Source organism: Nostoc sp. FACHB-888, from assembly GCF_014696655.1.
Classification (GTDB): Bacteria; Cyanobacteriota; Cyanobacteriia; order Cyanobacteriales; family Nostocaceae; genus Nostoc.
Window position 1 is genome coordinate 1 of sequence record NZ_JACJQM010000041.1, and the last position, 14,040, is coordinate 14,040.

At 40.8% G+C, this 14,040-nt stretch carries 10 protein-coding genes and 2 pseudogenes; 5 read left to right on the top strand and 7 right to left on the bottom strand.

What is annotated here, in order from left to right; genetic code table 11:
- Positions 1 to 238 precede the first annotated feature (238 nt).
- A complete protein-coding gene (gene hemN / locus H6G26_RS22620) occupies positions 239 to 1,621 on the bottom strand; it encodes an oxygen-independent coproporphyrinogen III oxidase (RefSeq protein ID WP_190731401.1) in 1,383 nt (460 codons plus the stop codon).
- A 78-nt stretch (positions 1,622 to 1,699) separates the two neighbouring features.
- Positions 1,700 to 2,378 (bottom strand): annotated as a pseudogene (locus tag H6G26_RS22625) (heme oxygenase (biliverdin-producing)).
- 458 nt (positions 2,379 to 2,836) lie between these two features.
- Between H6G26_RS22625 and acsF the strand changes: the two are divergent.
- The 3 genes and pseudogenes from acsF (at position 2,837) to H6G26_RS22640 (ending at position 5,325) form a co-directional block, all read left to right on the top strand.
- Entirely contained in the window at positions 2,837 to 3,922 is a 1,086-nt protein-coding gene (gene acsF / locus H6G26_RS22630; protein WP_190731444.1) for a magnesium-protoporphyrin IX monomethyl ester (oxidative) cyclase, read from the top strand.
- Positions 3,923 to 4,031: 109 nt separating this feature from the next.
- Positions 4,032 to 4,292 (top strand): annotated as a pseudogene (locus H6G26_RS22635) (IS1 family transposase); the annotation flags it as partial.
- 364 nt (positions 4,293 to 4,656) lie between these two features.
- Positions 4,657 to 5,325, top strand: a complete 669-nt coding sequence (locus H6G26_RS22640; RefSeq protein WP_190731402.1) for a peptidoglycan-binding protein — start codon at positions 4,657 to 4,659, stop codon at positions 5,323 to 5,325.
- 320 nt (positions 5,326 to 5,645) lie between these two features.
- Here the strand turns inward: H6G26_RS22640 and wecB are convergent, their stop codons facing one another.
- On the bottom strand, positions 5,646 to 6,770 hold the full coding sequence (gene wecB / locus H6G26_RS22645) for a UDP-N-acetylglucosamine 2-epimerase (non-hydrolyzing) (protein WP_190731403.1): 1,125 nt from the start codon (positions 6,768 to 6,770) through the stop codon (positions 5,646 to 5,648).
- Positions 6,771 to 7,282: 512 nt separating this feature from the next.
- A complete protein-coding gene (locus H6G26_RS22650) occupies positions 7,283 to 7,657 on the bottom strand; it encodes a hypothetical protein (RefSeq protein ID WP_190731404.1) in 375 nt (124 codons plus the stop codon).
- 733 nt (positions 7,658 to 8,390) lie between these two features.
- On the opposite strand from H6G26_RS22650, the gene H6G26_RS22655 reads away from it, so the two are divergent.
- Positions 8,391 to 9,665, top strand: a complete 1,275-nt coding sequence (locus tag H6G26_RS22655) for a type IV pilus twitching motility protein PilT (protein WP_190731405.1) — start codon at positions 8,391 to 8,393, stop codon at positions 9,663 to 9,665.
- 162 nt (positions 9,666 to 9,827) lie between these two features.
- On the top strand, positions 9,828 to 10,595 hold the full coding sequence (locus H6G26_RS22660; RefSeq protein ID WP_190731406.1) for a circadian clock KaiB family protein: 768 nt from the start codon (positions 9,828 to 9,830) through the stop codon (positions 10,593 to 10,595).
- A 231-nt stretch (positions 10,596 to 10,826) separates the two neighbouring features.
- Here the strand turns inward: H6G26_RS22660 and H6G26_RS22665 are convergent, their stop codons facing one another.
- From H6G26_RS22665 to aroF, 3 genes are all read right to left on the bottom strand, one after another.
- On the bottom strand, positions 10,827 to 11,741 hold the full coding sequence (locus H6G26_RS22665) for a M23 family metallopeptidase (protein ID WP_190731407.1): 915 nt from the start codon (positions 11,739 to 11,741) through the stop codon (positions 10,827 to 10,829).
- A gap of 216 nt (positions 11,742 to 11,957) precedes the next feature.
- On the bottom strand, positions 11,958 to 12,395 hold the full coding sequence (locus H6G26_RS22670; protein WP_190731408.1) for a hypothetical protein: 438 nt from the start codon (positions 12,393 to 12,395) through the stop codon (positions 11,958 to 11,960).
- 195 nt (positions 12,396 to 12,590) lie between these two features.
- Positions 12,591 to 13,463, bottom strand: coding sequence for a 3-deoxy-7-phosphoheptulonate synthase (gene aroF, locus H6G26_RS22675; protein WP_190731445.1), 873 nt, complete (start codon positions 13,461 to 13,463; stop codon positions 12,591 to 12,593).
- Between the last annotated feature and the right edge of the window lie 577 nt (positions 13,464 to 14,040).

Genomic DNA, 14,040 nt, shown 5'->3' on the forward strand with positions numbered 1-14,040 from the left:
GTCTTGCTCAGTCGTCAAGTCTATTTTTTATACAATCTTTTATGCTGATTTTCTGGAATTTGTCAAGTTTTATTTATACCAAATTAGATGAGCTTACCCTGCTTTTTAAAGGGGGTTAGGGGATCTTCCGCAGCAAAATATCACTGACACTAAGCGTATTGAGAAACTACATCCCCTCACCGTTATTTTTAAAGTAGATTGAGGGACTAATCTGTAACGAAGATTTGCAAAACTGATATCAAATAGCGCGGGAAAATTTTGTCTCTCGCGTTCTTGTGTGAGTATCAAAGATGACAGCAATATTTCTTACTAGTAGTCTACCAATATCTGTAATCTGGATATGGTTATTTGATAAAGTGACTAGACCATCGGTTTCTAGTGGTTTTAACGCCTCTAGTTCCTCAAAAAAATATTCATCAAAATTGATATCATATTTGTTTTCAATATCATGCTTATGCAATTGAAAGTGAGACATAATCCCCATAATTACATCCCGTCTAATTATGTCATTTTTAGTAAGCTTGATACCTTTGCTAACAGGTAAATTACTCGTTGCAATTGTCTGATAATAATCCTTTAATTCCTTGTGGTTTTGAGCATAAGCATCTTCTAGCATACTGATGGATGTAGCACCAAAACCAAATAGTTCTGTCTGGGCGTGGGTAGTGTAGCCCTGGAAATTGCGTTTTAGAGTGCCATTGCGTTGAGCGATCGCTAGTTCGTCATTAGTTTTAGCAAAATGATCCATCCCAATAAATAGATATTGATTATTCGTCAATTCTTCAATAGTCATTTTCAGAATTTCTAACTTTTCCTCTGCTGCGGGTAGCGCCTCTTGAGGAATATTTTTTTGTGTAGGTTTGATCCACGGTATATATGCAAAGTTAAAGACAACAATTCTGTCAGGGTCTAACTCAACAGTCTTTTTCAACGTCTCCCGAAATGTTTCGCGGGTTTGATAAGGTAAACCATAAATAAGGTCTACATTCACACTTTCAAACTTAGCTTCTTTAACCCAACTCATGACATCAAATAGCATTTCTTCTGGCTGGACACGATTTATAGCTACTTGAACTTGGCTATTGAAATCTTGAATGCCAAAACTAATACGGTTAAATCCAATTTTTCTCAGAAAGAAAATGTAATTTTTATCAATATAGCGAGGATTAATCTCAATTGAGATTTCTGCTTGTGGATCGATGTTGAAATGGCGATTGATGTTTTTCCATAAAAATTCTATTTGGTCACGATCCAAGTAATTAGGAGTACCGCCTCCCCAGTGGATTTGCAGCACTTTTCTGTCTGGTTCGATTAAAGCTGCGGTGTTTTTAATATCTTGAGCCAAAGACTCCACGTAAGGTTTGGCAATATTCTTGTTGTTGGAAATTACCGTGTTACAGCCGCAGAAGTAGCAAGCACTTTGGCAAAAGGGGATATGGAAATATAAACTCATAGGAGTTTTACGTTGATTCGATGCTGCGATCGCGGCTTTAAAATCACTTTCAGTAAATCTTTCGCTCAACTCTGTAGCAGGCGGGTAACTGGTGTATCTAGGTGCGCGAGTGTCGTACTTTTGAATCAAATCCAGATCAAACTTGACACCAGGTAATAGAAAAACCATTGAGTTGCTTTCCAATGAATGAGTGAGGAGTGGGGAGTGGGGAGTAGGGAGTGGGGAAAAATGACAAATGACTAATGACTAAAGAGTTAGGCTATTAAACATAACTTGACCGAGTGCTTTAATTAAATTTCCTTCTAACTCTTGAGCCATCTGTAAATTGAACCCAAAGGCATTATTAGCTTCTGCAACAATCCGTTCTGCTGTTATATCATCAACGGGCAATTCATTTAATGCCTGACGATACTTATCCTTAAATGCCTTTTTGTCAGGAATTTGCTCAAAATTATAAAAGGATGTGCCTTCATAGCCAGAAAGCTTCAGGGCTGACTGAGCAACTTTTTGTAGCATTTGACCCCCAGAAAGATCGCCCATGTAGCGAGTGTAGGCATGACCTAGCAATAAGACTGGTTCACTAATAGAAATTTCCCGAATGCGGTCAATGTACTTTTGGGCAGCAGGTGAAGGTGTAACTTGCTCTCTCCAATTATCTCCATAATAGAACACCATGTCTTTTTCGAGCGAAGATTGGCGATTAAGTTCGGGGAAATAAACCGCACTAATCACAGGATGCTCTAAATGGCTCTTTAATGCTACTTCTAGTTCGCTGTAGACGTAATACAAGTTGCTTAAGAACTTGGGCGTTGCAGTCTCTATCCACAACTCCTTTCAGAAAACATTTCATAAATCCCACATTTTCTGCTGAGGTGTGGGCTTGTTGAGTTCCAGAGCGCAGTTTGATGGCTAGATTACTACTCATTGTTGCTTCCTTCATGTTCAAGGGCAAGGCTTCTGGGGAGTCATCGACTCAGGATGCCTGCCAGTACCAGCTAAAAGATTGTTATTCTAGGTTTAGAGAGGATCTGCATCGCTCTATGGGAGCAAGTACGACTGCCGATGTAGATCCCAGCTATTTTTATTTCTCCTAAAATTATTTAACTATTAATTTATATATAACTATAAAGATATTAGTATTTATTTAGGTTTTTCTGATTTTCACCTTTAGGCACATCCTACTTGAGTAGTAATAAAACTGATCGCGAAATAGGCATTTAAACTCTCCTAAAACAACAGGTAATAAGTTTATTTCTCACAATTTACTCTCAATAATTTAACTGATGTCTACAAACAACTATTTATGCTTAGATAACTTTTAAAGGATGAAATAATCAAAGGATTCTTATGGTTAAGTCTCTGGAAACCCAACGCCAGTCGCTCATGGGGGAAACCCCCAAGACCGCGCTGGCTCCCGAACCTGAGTTGCTAAAACCAGGTGTAAAAGCGCCTGTTCAAGAAACATTATTAACACCCCGATTTTATACTACTGACTTTGACGCTGCGGCGCAATTGGATATTTCGTCCCAGGAAGCTGAGTTATTGGCAATTGTAGAGGAGTTACGAGCTGACTATAACCGTCATCACTTTATCCGTGATGAAGAATTTCAGCAGTGTTGGGATCACATTGATGGAGAAACACGCGTCGCCTTTATTGACTTTTTGGAACGTTCCTGTACCTCAGAGTTTTCTGGGTTTCTGCTGTTCAAAGAATTATCACGCCGTCTGAAAAACCGCAATCCGATTTTGGCGGATGCTTTTAATTTTATGGCGCGGGATGAAGCACGCCATGCGGGATTTTTAAATAAGTCAATGGCAGATTTTAATCTTTCCCTCGACTTAAGTTATTTAACCAAAAATCGCACTTATACCTTCTTTCCGCCAGAGTGGATTATTTACACAGTCTACCTGTCTGAAAAAATTGGCTACTGGCGCTACATCTTGGTGTATCGCCACATGGAAAAACATCCAGAACACCAAATTTATCCACTATTCCGTAAGTTTGAGAGTTGGTGTCAGGATGAAAATCGACATGGAGATTTTTTCAAAGCGCTGCTGCGATCGCAACCTCAACTATGGAACAATTGGAGAGCTAGATTATGGGTGCGTTTCTTTTTACTGAGTGTTTTTGCTACTCACACATTGACAGTATTTGAACGCGCCACATTTTATCAATCCATTGGGATAGATCCGCGCGAATATAATACCAGAGTCATTCAAGAGACGAATAACACTGCTGCACGGGCATTTCCCCTGATTTTGAATACAAATCATCCAGAGTTCTTCCGGCGGTTGGAAAAGTGTTCTGACCTTAATTTGAAACTAGCAGAGATTAACAACAGCAATCGCTCACCAGTTGTCAAATTCTGTCAAAAATTACCCTTGCTCGCTTCCATTGTTGGGCATCTATTGCAGACTTACCTAATCAAACCCGTTGATGCTGAATCATTGAGAGGGACAGTTCATTAACTAGTAACTGCATACATTAACTGAATCTACAAGTTTTATTTGGGAATCTCTTCACTTGAATTCTATAATCGGCATTGCATAATAGAGGGATGAATTGAGGTATTATACTGTGCAATGTCCATACTGTGCGTCTACTGAGATTAGAAAAAATGGTAAACGAAGAGGTAAACAAAATCACATCTGTGTCAACTGTGGTCGTCCATTTATCGATGTCTATAGCCCAGCAAAAGGATATTCGGATCAGATCAAACAAGAATGTTTAAGATCATATGTGAATGGGATGGGATTGCGAGCAATTGAGCGTGATAAGAGGGTTCATCATACAACGATTATTTATTGGCTAAAACAAATTGGTGAACAACTCCCAGATACGCCACCAATCAACAAGATGTCCTCCAGACTACCGGGAAATGGTGCTAATAATGTTTGAGGATTCGTACAATTGCCGTATTCCTTTCTCCTCAAGGCATTAATTCTTCTTGTCATCCTCAAATGAGCGAACCGACAGTTAGGGGGGATCAAAAGTGCCTAAAGTCACAGCGAAATACTTTTCAAACAACCTCTAAAGGCAGGGAGAGGTTTATCGAACTCACGTTGATTTTATTTTTTCTTAATTTCGCTACCAGCAAAAACCTTTTGACAACACAGGGATATAAAATATACTAAGAGTAAATACAGAGAAAACTGAAATAGTTATCTTTGATTACTCATTTTTTCATATAAAGGGGTGCATTATGGAATATCTTGCTTATTCTCAGATGTTTATTGCTCAAGAAGAGGCATCTCGAAACACCAAATATAATCCGTCTAAATCTCAATTAGATAGCAAAAAACCTCTTACATCTTCTGACATAGTTATTACTAAAGAAAAGACATTTGGAATCACTCAAGCTAAATTCAATTGCAAAAAGCTTCTTAAATCTTCAGCTTGGCTAGCTTTAGCTGGTGTTGGTGTATTACTTATTGCTGCTGCCCAAATTCAAATGAGTTCGGCTGCATTTGTCAGAACTAACGGCAGTTGTTTGCGTATCCGTACAGGCCCAAGCACTAACTACTCATATGTAGGCTGTGTACCAAATGGCACAACACTTCCAGCGATTGAAAGGTATGAAAACGGTTTTGCTAGGCTTTCTACAGGTAGATACGTTTTTGCTCGATGGGTTGGTGATAGACCTTACTATGCTCCTGTGACTAGACCTGGTGGTGTTGGTGGTTCAGTCATTCTTACTCGTGGTTCTAGAGGTCAGCTTGTAAGAAACGTTCAAACAGTTTTAGGTAATCTCAGAGTTGATGGAGTTTACGGCCCAGAAACTGCTAGCCAAGTCCGAAACTTTCAAGCAAGTAGAGGTCTACTTGTAGATGGTGTGGTGGGCCCTCAAACTCGATTGGCTCTAGGTATTTAGTTAAAAGCTACCCTTTGAAAATCTTGTTTCTGAATTCTACATTTTCTTGTGGATGGAGAGAAATTTAAGCTATAGCAATTCTCAGTTGAGTGAAGGTACACCCCCAACCCCCTCCCCGCTCTTGGAGAGGGGGCTATGATCTTATTTGATACGGTTGAGGAAGGGGAATTACGCGATATCGTTAAAACTTCGGAGCGTCTGTCCCGTCTTAAGGCGGACAAAATACACGTCCTATAAGATTTTGAGAAAGGCTAAAAAAAGAAAAACCGGGGCAAAACCCGGTTTTATGCACCCTGAAAAACAGAAATTTTGCATTTTGTTTAAGTTTCTGATGAAAGACCCAGGTAATTTTGTACAATCTGCAAAATGCGCTCTGCTGCATGACCATCCCCAAAGGGATTAATTGCATTTGCCATTGCTGCATAAGCATCTGGATCGCTAAGTAACTCAGCAGCATTTGCAAAAATATTCTCACTCGTAGTGCCTACGAGTTTAGCTGTACCGGCTGTAACAGCCTCTGGTCTTTCGGTGGTGTCTCTTAAAACCAGTACTGGTTTTCCCAAGCTGGGGGCTTCTTCTTGCAAGCCACCAGAATCAGTGAGCAAAAGATGCGATCGCCCAATTGCACCCACTAATTCTCCATAATCTAGAGGATCTGTCAAGAAAATTCGGGGATGATTCCCTAAAAGCTCTTGTAATGGAACTCGCACTGTGGGATTGCGGTGTAATGGTAGCAGCAAAGCAGTATCAGGAAACTTGTCTAAGATTTGTAAAAAGCCTTGAGCGATCGCTAACAGAGGTTCTCCCCAATTCTCCCGACGATGAACTGTTGCTAACAAAACGCGATATGAATCCCAGTCTAAGCCTGGTACATTACAAACGGCTTGGGTTGCAGCTACATTCAACAGCGCATCAATTACCGTGTTACCCGTCATGTGAATTTCACCCAAAACACCAGAACGGTGCAAGTTTTCCACAGCCCAAGGAGTCGGCGCAAAGTGCAACTGAGTAATTTGAGAAATCAACCGCCGATTAGCTTCTTCTGGGTAAGGATTGAAGATATCATCAGTTCTTAACCCTGCTTCTACATGACCAATAGGGATTTTTTGATAAAAAGCTGCCAAAGCTGCGGCGAAAGCCGTGGTAGTGTCTCCCTGCACCACCACTAAATCTGGTTTTTTCTCCTTAAATAATGCTTCTAATCCTTGTAAACTACGGCAGGTAATATCATTTAGAGATTGCTGAACCTGCATAATTTCCAAATCATAATCTGCCTTGATGTTGAACAGCTGCATAACTTGTTCAACCATCTCTCGATGCTGTCCAGTTAAAATTACTTGCGACTCAAAACTTGAAGATTTTTGAAAAACCTGAATCACTGGAGCTAGTTTAATCGCTTCTGGACGAGTACCCAAGATAATGCAAACGCGTTTTTTATTAGTCATTTGTCATTAAGTCATCTGTCATTTGCCAATGGTTATAGTCAATGTTCTATGGTCAATAGTCAATAGTTAGTGATCAATCATCACACAAATCATAAATAGAAGTAATATTATGTCCGCATAATTGGTTATGCTAACCACAGTCATTACACCCCTCCCCGCAAGCGGGGAGGGGAGACAAAGCGTAGCTTTGGCGGGGTGGGGTTCTTCGGGTTTAATAAGCAATCAAGCGGACATGATATAAGTCAACGTAAATAATTATCGTTGGGATAAAGCAGGACGAAAAAGGGTTTGAGTCTTTTCTTCACACAGTTTGTTTTTATTGTGCCGACTTCCTTGAAAGGATAAATCACACAATAAGCATAAAAAAACCCGGCTTAATCGGGCAGATGCACTGTTTATCAAATTTCATCTCTAATGATTACATTTTAATCTCACAAGTAAAATCGCAAAAAGCATGAAAAAACCCGGCTTAACCGGGCAGACGCACTGTTTGTCGTATTCACCTGTAATGACTACATTTTAATCTCACAAGTTAAAGGGCAAGCAGCGTAGACACTCGTCTGCATTTGGTCTGCCTCTCCATGCAGCCAGCTTAACCATTTGATTTCACTAGGATGAACTCCTTTAAGAGTTAGTACACCCGCAGCTAATACAACTGCCATGACATTAAACATTATTAAAGCACCTGCTACAAGCAAAACAGCACTAACAGGCATTACAGATTGCAAGATGATCGACAACAGACATCCGACCGTAGCCATCAATACAACTAGTGGAAAGCCCACAACCAACAAGCATACTGCTAATGTAAAAGTCCATATTAAAAAGCTTTTAATCATCAACAAGGAGTAGGTCTTTCCTTGATTAGAGCTTTGAGCAGAAACCATGACTTTTCCTCCCAAAAATACACAGTGAATTTTAATTTTTCAGTTATATTTCGCTTTTTGCGAGTAAACTGAATCCTTTCTCAGTGAAATTAAGTATATAAAAACTAATTGGGAAAATGAGCATTTAGTTACTAAAGTTTACAGTTAATTTTTTGTAATCGTGAATATAAACTCAAGTTTCTATCTATTAAAAAAACCTGCTTTCTGCATCTATCTTCAGGTATATCAACTCAAAACTATAAGCTTTTAACTTTGATCCCCAGGACATTACTCCTATTCAACTTAACATTTCTTATAAAAAGTAGGAGTCGTTCTCATAATTTATAGATGGGCTGAATAAATGATCTGCTAGTGTTTGTGCTGTTAATTGCTGGCAATTCGTGTCTATGCATGAGAGAAATTTCTCATCTAAAGGCTTAGAATATTTATCTTTTATCAAAAGTACTATAAATCACTAAACAATCTATGTATTTTTTCCGAGGGGTTTTGAGTACTTGCGTGTGTTAAACCATGTTAGATAGGTTAAATAATTTCTCTCAATATTCTGAGTAGTGGAATTTCAGGAAAAAAAGATACAAATTGAGGTGGATGAAATGAATTGACCGTGGTTCTAGAGTTTCAATCGCCTGCCATTACCGCTAGAGCTAGCACGCAAGCATTCTGCAAAAGTCATTGAAGCAAGTGACTTGACTTCTCGTTAATTCAACTTTTTAACTACCAAATGTGAAGATATATGACAGAATCACAGTCTCCATTAAATTCTAACTCTGCTGCCGGACGTAACCTGCCACCAATGCCGCCACCCCCGCCAACCTCTAGTACGCAACGGCAGATGACACAAACATTGGATATGTCAATGGATAGAAGCACCAATGCGCCTGTTGCTGGTCATCGTCCGGGTAGTCCACCGCCAATTCCTAGTTCAGTTCACCCTAAAAACAGCATTCCGCAAATCACTTTAGCGAAGTTAATCAAGGAAGCTTACGATCAGGGATATTCTGACTTGCACTTGGGTGTAGGCGAAGCACCCCGCTTCCGCAACCGAGGAGAAATTCAAACAACGGATTATCCAGAAACAGATAAAGAAACTTTTATGAATTGGTTGCGGGAGGTGATGACTGAGGGGGAAATTCAACGCTTTGAAGAACACTTAGAATTTGACGGAGCAACTCAATACGACTTTGCTCGCGTGCGGATTAATATTTTTGGCTCCCTCAAAGGGCCTGCAATGGTGTTGCGGTTGATTCCGTTGAAAATCTTAACTATGGAACAGTTGAACTTACCCCCAATTTTCCGGGATATTTGCCATCACCATAAAGGTTTAATTTTGGTGACTGGCCCCACTGGTTCGGGTAAGTCCACCACAATGGCAGCGATGATTGACTATATCAATAAGGAGATGGCCAAGCATATCATCACTATTGAAGACCCGATAGAATTTGTTCATCAAAGTCGCAAGTCTTTAGTCAAACAGCGCGAAGTGGGAATGCACACCCGGAAATTTGACAATGCTTTGAAAGCAGCTTTGCGGGAAGACCCAGATTTGATTCTGGTGGGTGAAATGCGGGATAAGGAAACAGTCAACACCGCCCTAAAAGCCGCTCAGACTGGTCACTTAGTTATGGGTACCCTGCACACCAATAGCGCTGTTAAAACCATTGAGCGGATTCTCAACCTCTACTCTGGTGAAGAACAGGATGCAATGCGGGTGGCAATTTCTGAGTCTTTAGTGGCAGTCATTGCCCAAGGTTTATGCCGCACAACTGACGGGAAGCGGGCTGCTTTCCACGATGTCTTGATTAACACTGAGGCTATTAAAGAATGGATCAAAGATGGTAAATATGATGAAATTAGCGAGTTGATGAAACAAGCTGGTTTTGACGGCATGATTACGATGAATCAGTCGTTGCTAAATCTTTATCAAGACGGTCGCATCACTGAAGAAACTGCTTTAGAAATGTCGCCAACTCCTAACGAAATGGCACAGTTTCTCCGAGGTCGAGTTTAAAATTGGGCATTGGGCATTGGGCATTGATTATTCTCCTCTGCTCTTCCCCTGCCCCCTGCCCCCTCATTCCCCAGTCCCAAATATTTTTCTGATCCTGGTTGCGGTTATAGCTAAGGTAAAAGGTAAAAGAGAGAATTTTTTACTTTTAGCTTCCTAGCCTCTGTGAATAACTTAACGACAAACAAACTATCTACACCCCAGTTGTTTAAAGGCATCGCCCTATTTACACCTGGAGGAGATTTAATTTATTGCATCGACCCTAGCAAGCAGGGTCGATGGCACTTGCATTTGTGCTCGGCTTTGCAAGAAATCTTAGATTTGCCAGAGCCACCGCACTTTTTAGTACCTTGTTATACTGCAACTATTGATAACTGGTTAGATCCACGTACTCAAAAAGTCCGAACTTTCGCTGAAGCTTATCCGGCTGTAATTAGAAATCAAGCTTTGCTTAATGCCATTTTTGGCACGGGGGAGTTAGTATGGCAAGCAGCTCCTTGGCAGGATGGGTTGTGCGATCGCATGGTGTTAACAACTTATCGTTCGTCATTCCCGCAGCTTTGGGAGGATCACGATTTAATTGTCCGTCTAGACCTCTCTGAACCTGTACCAAAATACCACCAACCAGTAATAGTACAAAAAAAGGAAGTCATGACACAAGGCTATGTTCTGCGATTGTTTGTTGCAGGACATAGCAGTACCACCGAACGCATTCTCAAAAATTTACACGAATTATTGGAGCGATCGCTAGGACATCCTTATACTCTGAAAGTGATTGATGTTTTAAGTCATCCAGAACAAGCAGAACTCAATCAGGTTTCTGCAACTCCTACCCTTGTCAAGGTTTGGCCTCACCCAATTCGGCGAATCGTTGGAGAGTTGGATCATGTAGAAAAGATTTTACAGATGTTATCTGTTAAAGAGAATTTTTAAGTTTGGACTGGGTTTCAGCTATTTTCGTCTAGCACAATTGCCACTTTTTATATTATCAGAGGTAGCTAAAATTACCCAGAGTGAGTTATTTGGAGAGCTAGAGGCATAAGCTGAATTCCTGCGATCGCATCACAATTCATAATCGGCATAGCAAGATAATTATGGATTCACTTAGCAAATTGATCAACTCAAGCGATCGCTTACAATACAGTCAAATATTAGATGGTAACATTATGGCGATTTTGTTAAATTATAAAATCTATCAGAACGCATCTGAGTGCCATTTCGCCAAACTTCGACTTTCTCAGGACTGACTAAATAATAAAAACTACCATTATCTGCTCGATATCTGCCTTTGCCAATATTCAAAGCCGCTATTTTTATAGGCTTGCTTGGATCTTGTTTCAACTGCCCAATATAAAATAACTCACCCTTTTCTTCGCAAACTTTTACACGAATACTTGCAGTCTCACCCTCAATGATGGTAACTCCATTGCATTTAGTATCAGTGCTAACAGGTGCAAAACTTATTGGAATTGGCTGTGAAGCTGAAACTGGCTTGGCTACTAAAGGTGTTGAGACTGGGGGGTTCGGGTTATCCACTTGCTGGACTTTTGAAGGAGAATTAACACTTGCAGTTAAGGATGTTAACAGACCAAGGGGATCGACTGCTATTCGACCATTTGGATGAACTTCAAAATGCAGATGAGGTGCTGTACTATTGCCTGTAGATCCCATCTGGGCAATAATTTGACTTTGAATGATCTGTTGACCCTTGCTCACCAACAAACGACGATTGTGACCATAAACAGTGGTACTGCCGTCAATATGTTTAATAGCTATGGCATTGCCTAATCCCCAATCATCCCAACCCGCTTTGATAACTGTACCAGACGCAGCAGCAACAATAGGAGTTCCAGATGCCCCTGCAATATCAATTCCTTCATGTTGATATTTGCGGAAGCCTTGAGAAATAAACCCTTGAGTCGGCCAGATTAAGTTAGAAGCAGGAATAGGAGTTTGCCCAATTGGGGAATCGCCTGCTAACTGTGTTAAGGCAGATGTAGTTGTACTTAATACGGTGGTTAAAGATATTAACCCAATTAGTCCATAAGTGCGATATCGATAAACGGTAACTTTTTTCATAAGTTGAAAGTTTATTCAAACAATAATTCAGATAGTTTCTGATTATTTGCTGTTTCAAGCTGACTCGGAAAATATCAGGAAATTTAGTGGATATGGCATCTCCAAACCCCTCGCAAAAACCTTGACCCTACAAGTATATTTATTATCTGTCCCGTATGCCAGCCACCGACGCATCGAACGGTGGCATACGTTATATTGTGATTCTTATCTTCTAGCTCAAGATTTAGTGTAATTATCGATTACTTTGGCTAAGTCTGGCACTGCTTCTTCTACGTGCTTTTTAGCTGAACCGCGAAATTTTTCATAGGTTCCTCGCACGATTTGGCGCTTGGCATTTTTGACTCTAGCATCGGTGACACCTAGTAGCGCGTCTGCTGTCTGAGAGCGATTTGCATTCAGGTATTCAATTGGATCGCCTTTCTGTACGCCTTCACTCCAGATAGGATCAAGCGCTGTGAAGCACTGCGGCAAAATCTGCTCAACGACGTAGGGAATATACCCTGGTTTGACCCCCTTGAGGGCGGCGAAAGCGGTTTTCAAAGCAATACCGCTCATACCTGACTTGGATGCAAGCTGTCCTTCTATCATGTTGCAACAGTCATTTATGACCATAGCTTTTTTGGTCGGGTTCAAAAGTCCCTCACTCAGTCCCATTTTACTTTTCCTTATCTAAGTACTTAATTCTATTCGACTAATTTTTTTAGCAAGCAGGAAATTACAGAAAATGGTATCAGAGTTAGAGGATGTTATGAACATAAGGAATATAGCCCTTTTGTAGAAGGCTACGAAGGCGATCGCTTATATCTTTTGACTGAGACATTTAAGCGATGCCTACGTCTCAACTGAAATTTAAGCAGCACAAAAAATCGGGGCAGGTGACAAACCCGCCCCGATCGCTTCTGGTATACTGCGCCCAACGGCTGTTGCTACAGGCTTTAAACTATCAACTAAATGCACCATATCTTCTAAAGAAAGTGCTTGACGGGCATCAGAAACAGATTTTTCTGGTTCTGGGTGACACTCAATAATTAATCCATCTGCACCGCAAGCGATCGCAGCCCTAGCTACAGGTGCAACTAACTCCCGTTTACCTACGGCATGGGAAGGATCTACAATCACAGGCAGGTGAGTTATTTGCTTGAGTGCCGCTACAGCCCCTAAATCCAAGACGTTGCGGGTGTAATCATCGAAGCTGCGAATACCGCGTTCACACAACACCACATCAGGATTTCCGTGGCTAAGAATGTATTCAGCAGCCATAACGAATTCTTCAATTGTCGCTGCTAATCCACGCTTGAGCAGTATTGGTTTACCAGCTTGTCCCAAAGCTTTGAGCAAGTCGAAGTTTTGCATATTGCGACTACCAACTTGAAGCATATCAGCGTGGGCAGCAACTACTTCAATTTGAGAAATTGACATAACTTCGGTGATAACTGGCATATTGTAATGCGATCGCACCCTTGCCAAAATCTTCAATCCTTCTTCTCCCATACCCTGGAAAGCGTAAGGAGATGTGCGCGGTTTGTAGACACCGCCACGCAACCCTTGCACGGATGCAGTAGATAGCTTTTGGGCGACTATCTCCATTTGTTCTAAGCTTTCGACGGTGCAGGGGCCGCCGATAATTACTAATTTTTCGCCCCCGAAAGCCACTTTTTCTGAAATTTTAACAATTGTTTGGTGGTTGTGATGAGATTGTGCGGCAAGTTTGGCATTAATCATGGCAAGTTTGGCATTAATCATGGTTTTATTCTCCTGAAAATTAAGTATTGGGCACTATTTTGCGATAACAAAAAAGCCCGGAACCTTTGAGAGTTCCGGGCGCGTTCTGATTCATCGACATGACGCTATTTACCCGGAACTTACTCTGGGCCAAAAGTAAAAGCCATAAAACCAGCTACTTAAATAAGTCATGACGATGAAATTCTCCTTAAAACAACAAAAACCGCAGAGTTCGCTCTGCGGTTCACCGGGCGGTTTCCATTAGGAAACTCAATTCACCCCCGGTGAACCACCCTAAACCAAAAATATAAGTAGGAATTTGTGTTAAGCATTTGCGAGGCTTTTGCTGGAAAACTTAATAACTATACCTATGTAATCTAACATTAACAGGAAGAGTAAGCGGTGTCAAGACCCCCACAAACCATAAAAAAGCGATAGACTCAGTACAATTATAGAAGTTAAGACTAGTAACGCTTTGCAAAATTCTAAATTACGCTCTTTTCTGATTGTGTGATGAACTGCTAGTTGCTTGTTTGCGTAAACAACAAAAGCAGCTTGTCATTAAATATCAGCATAC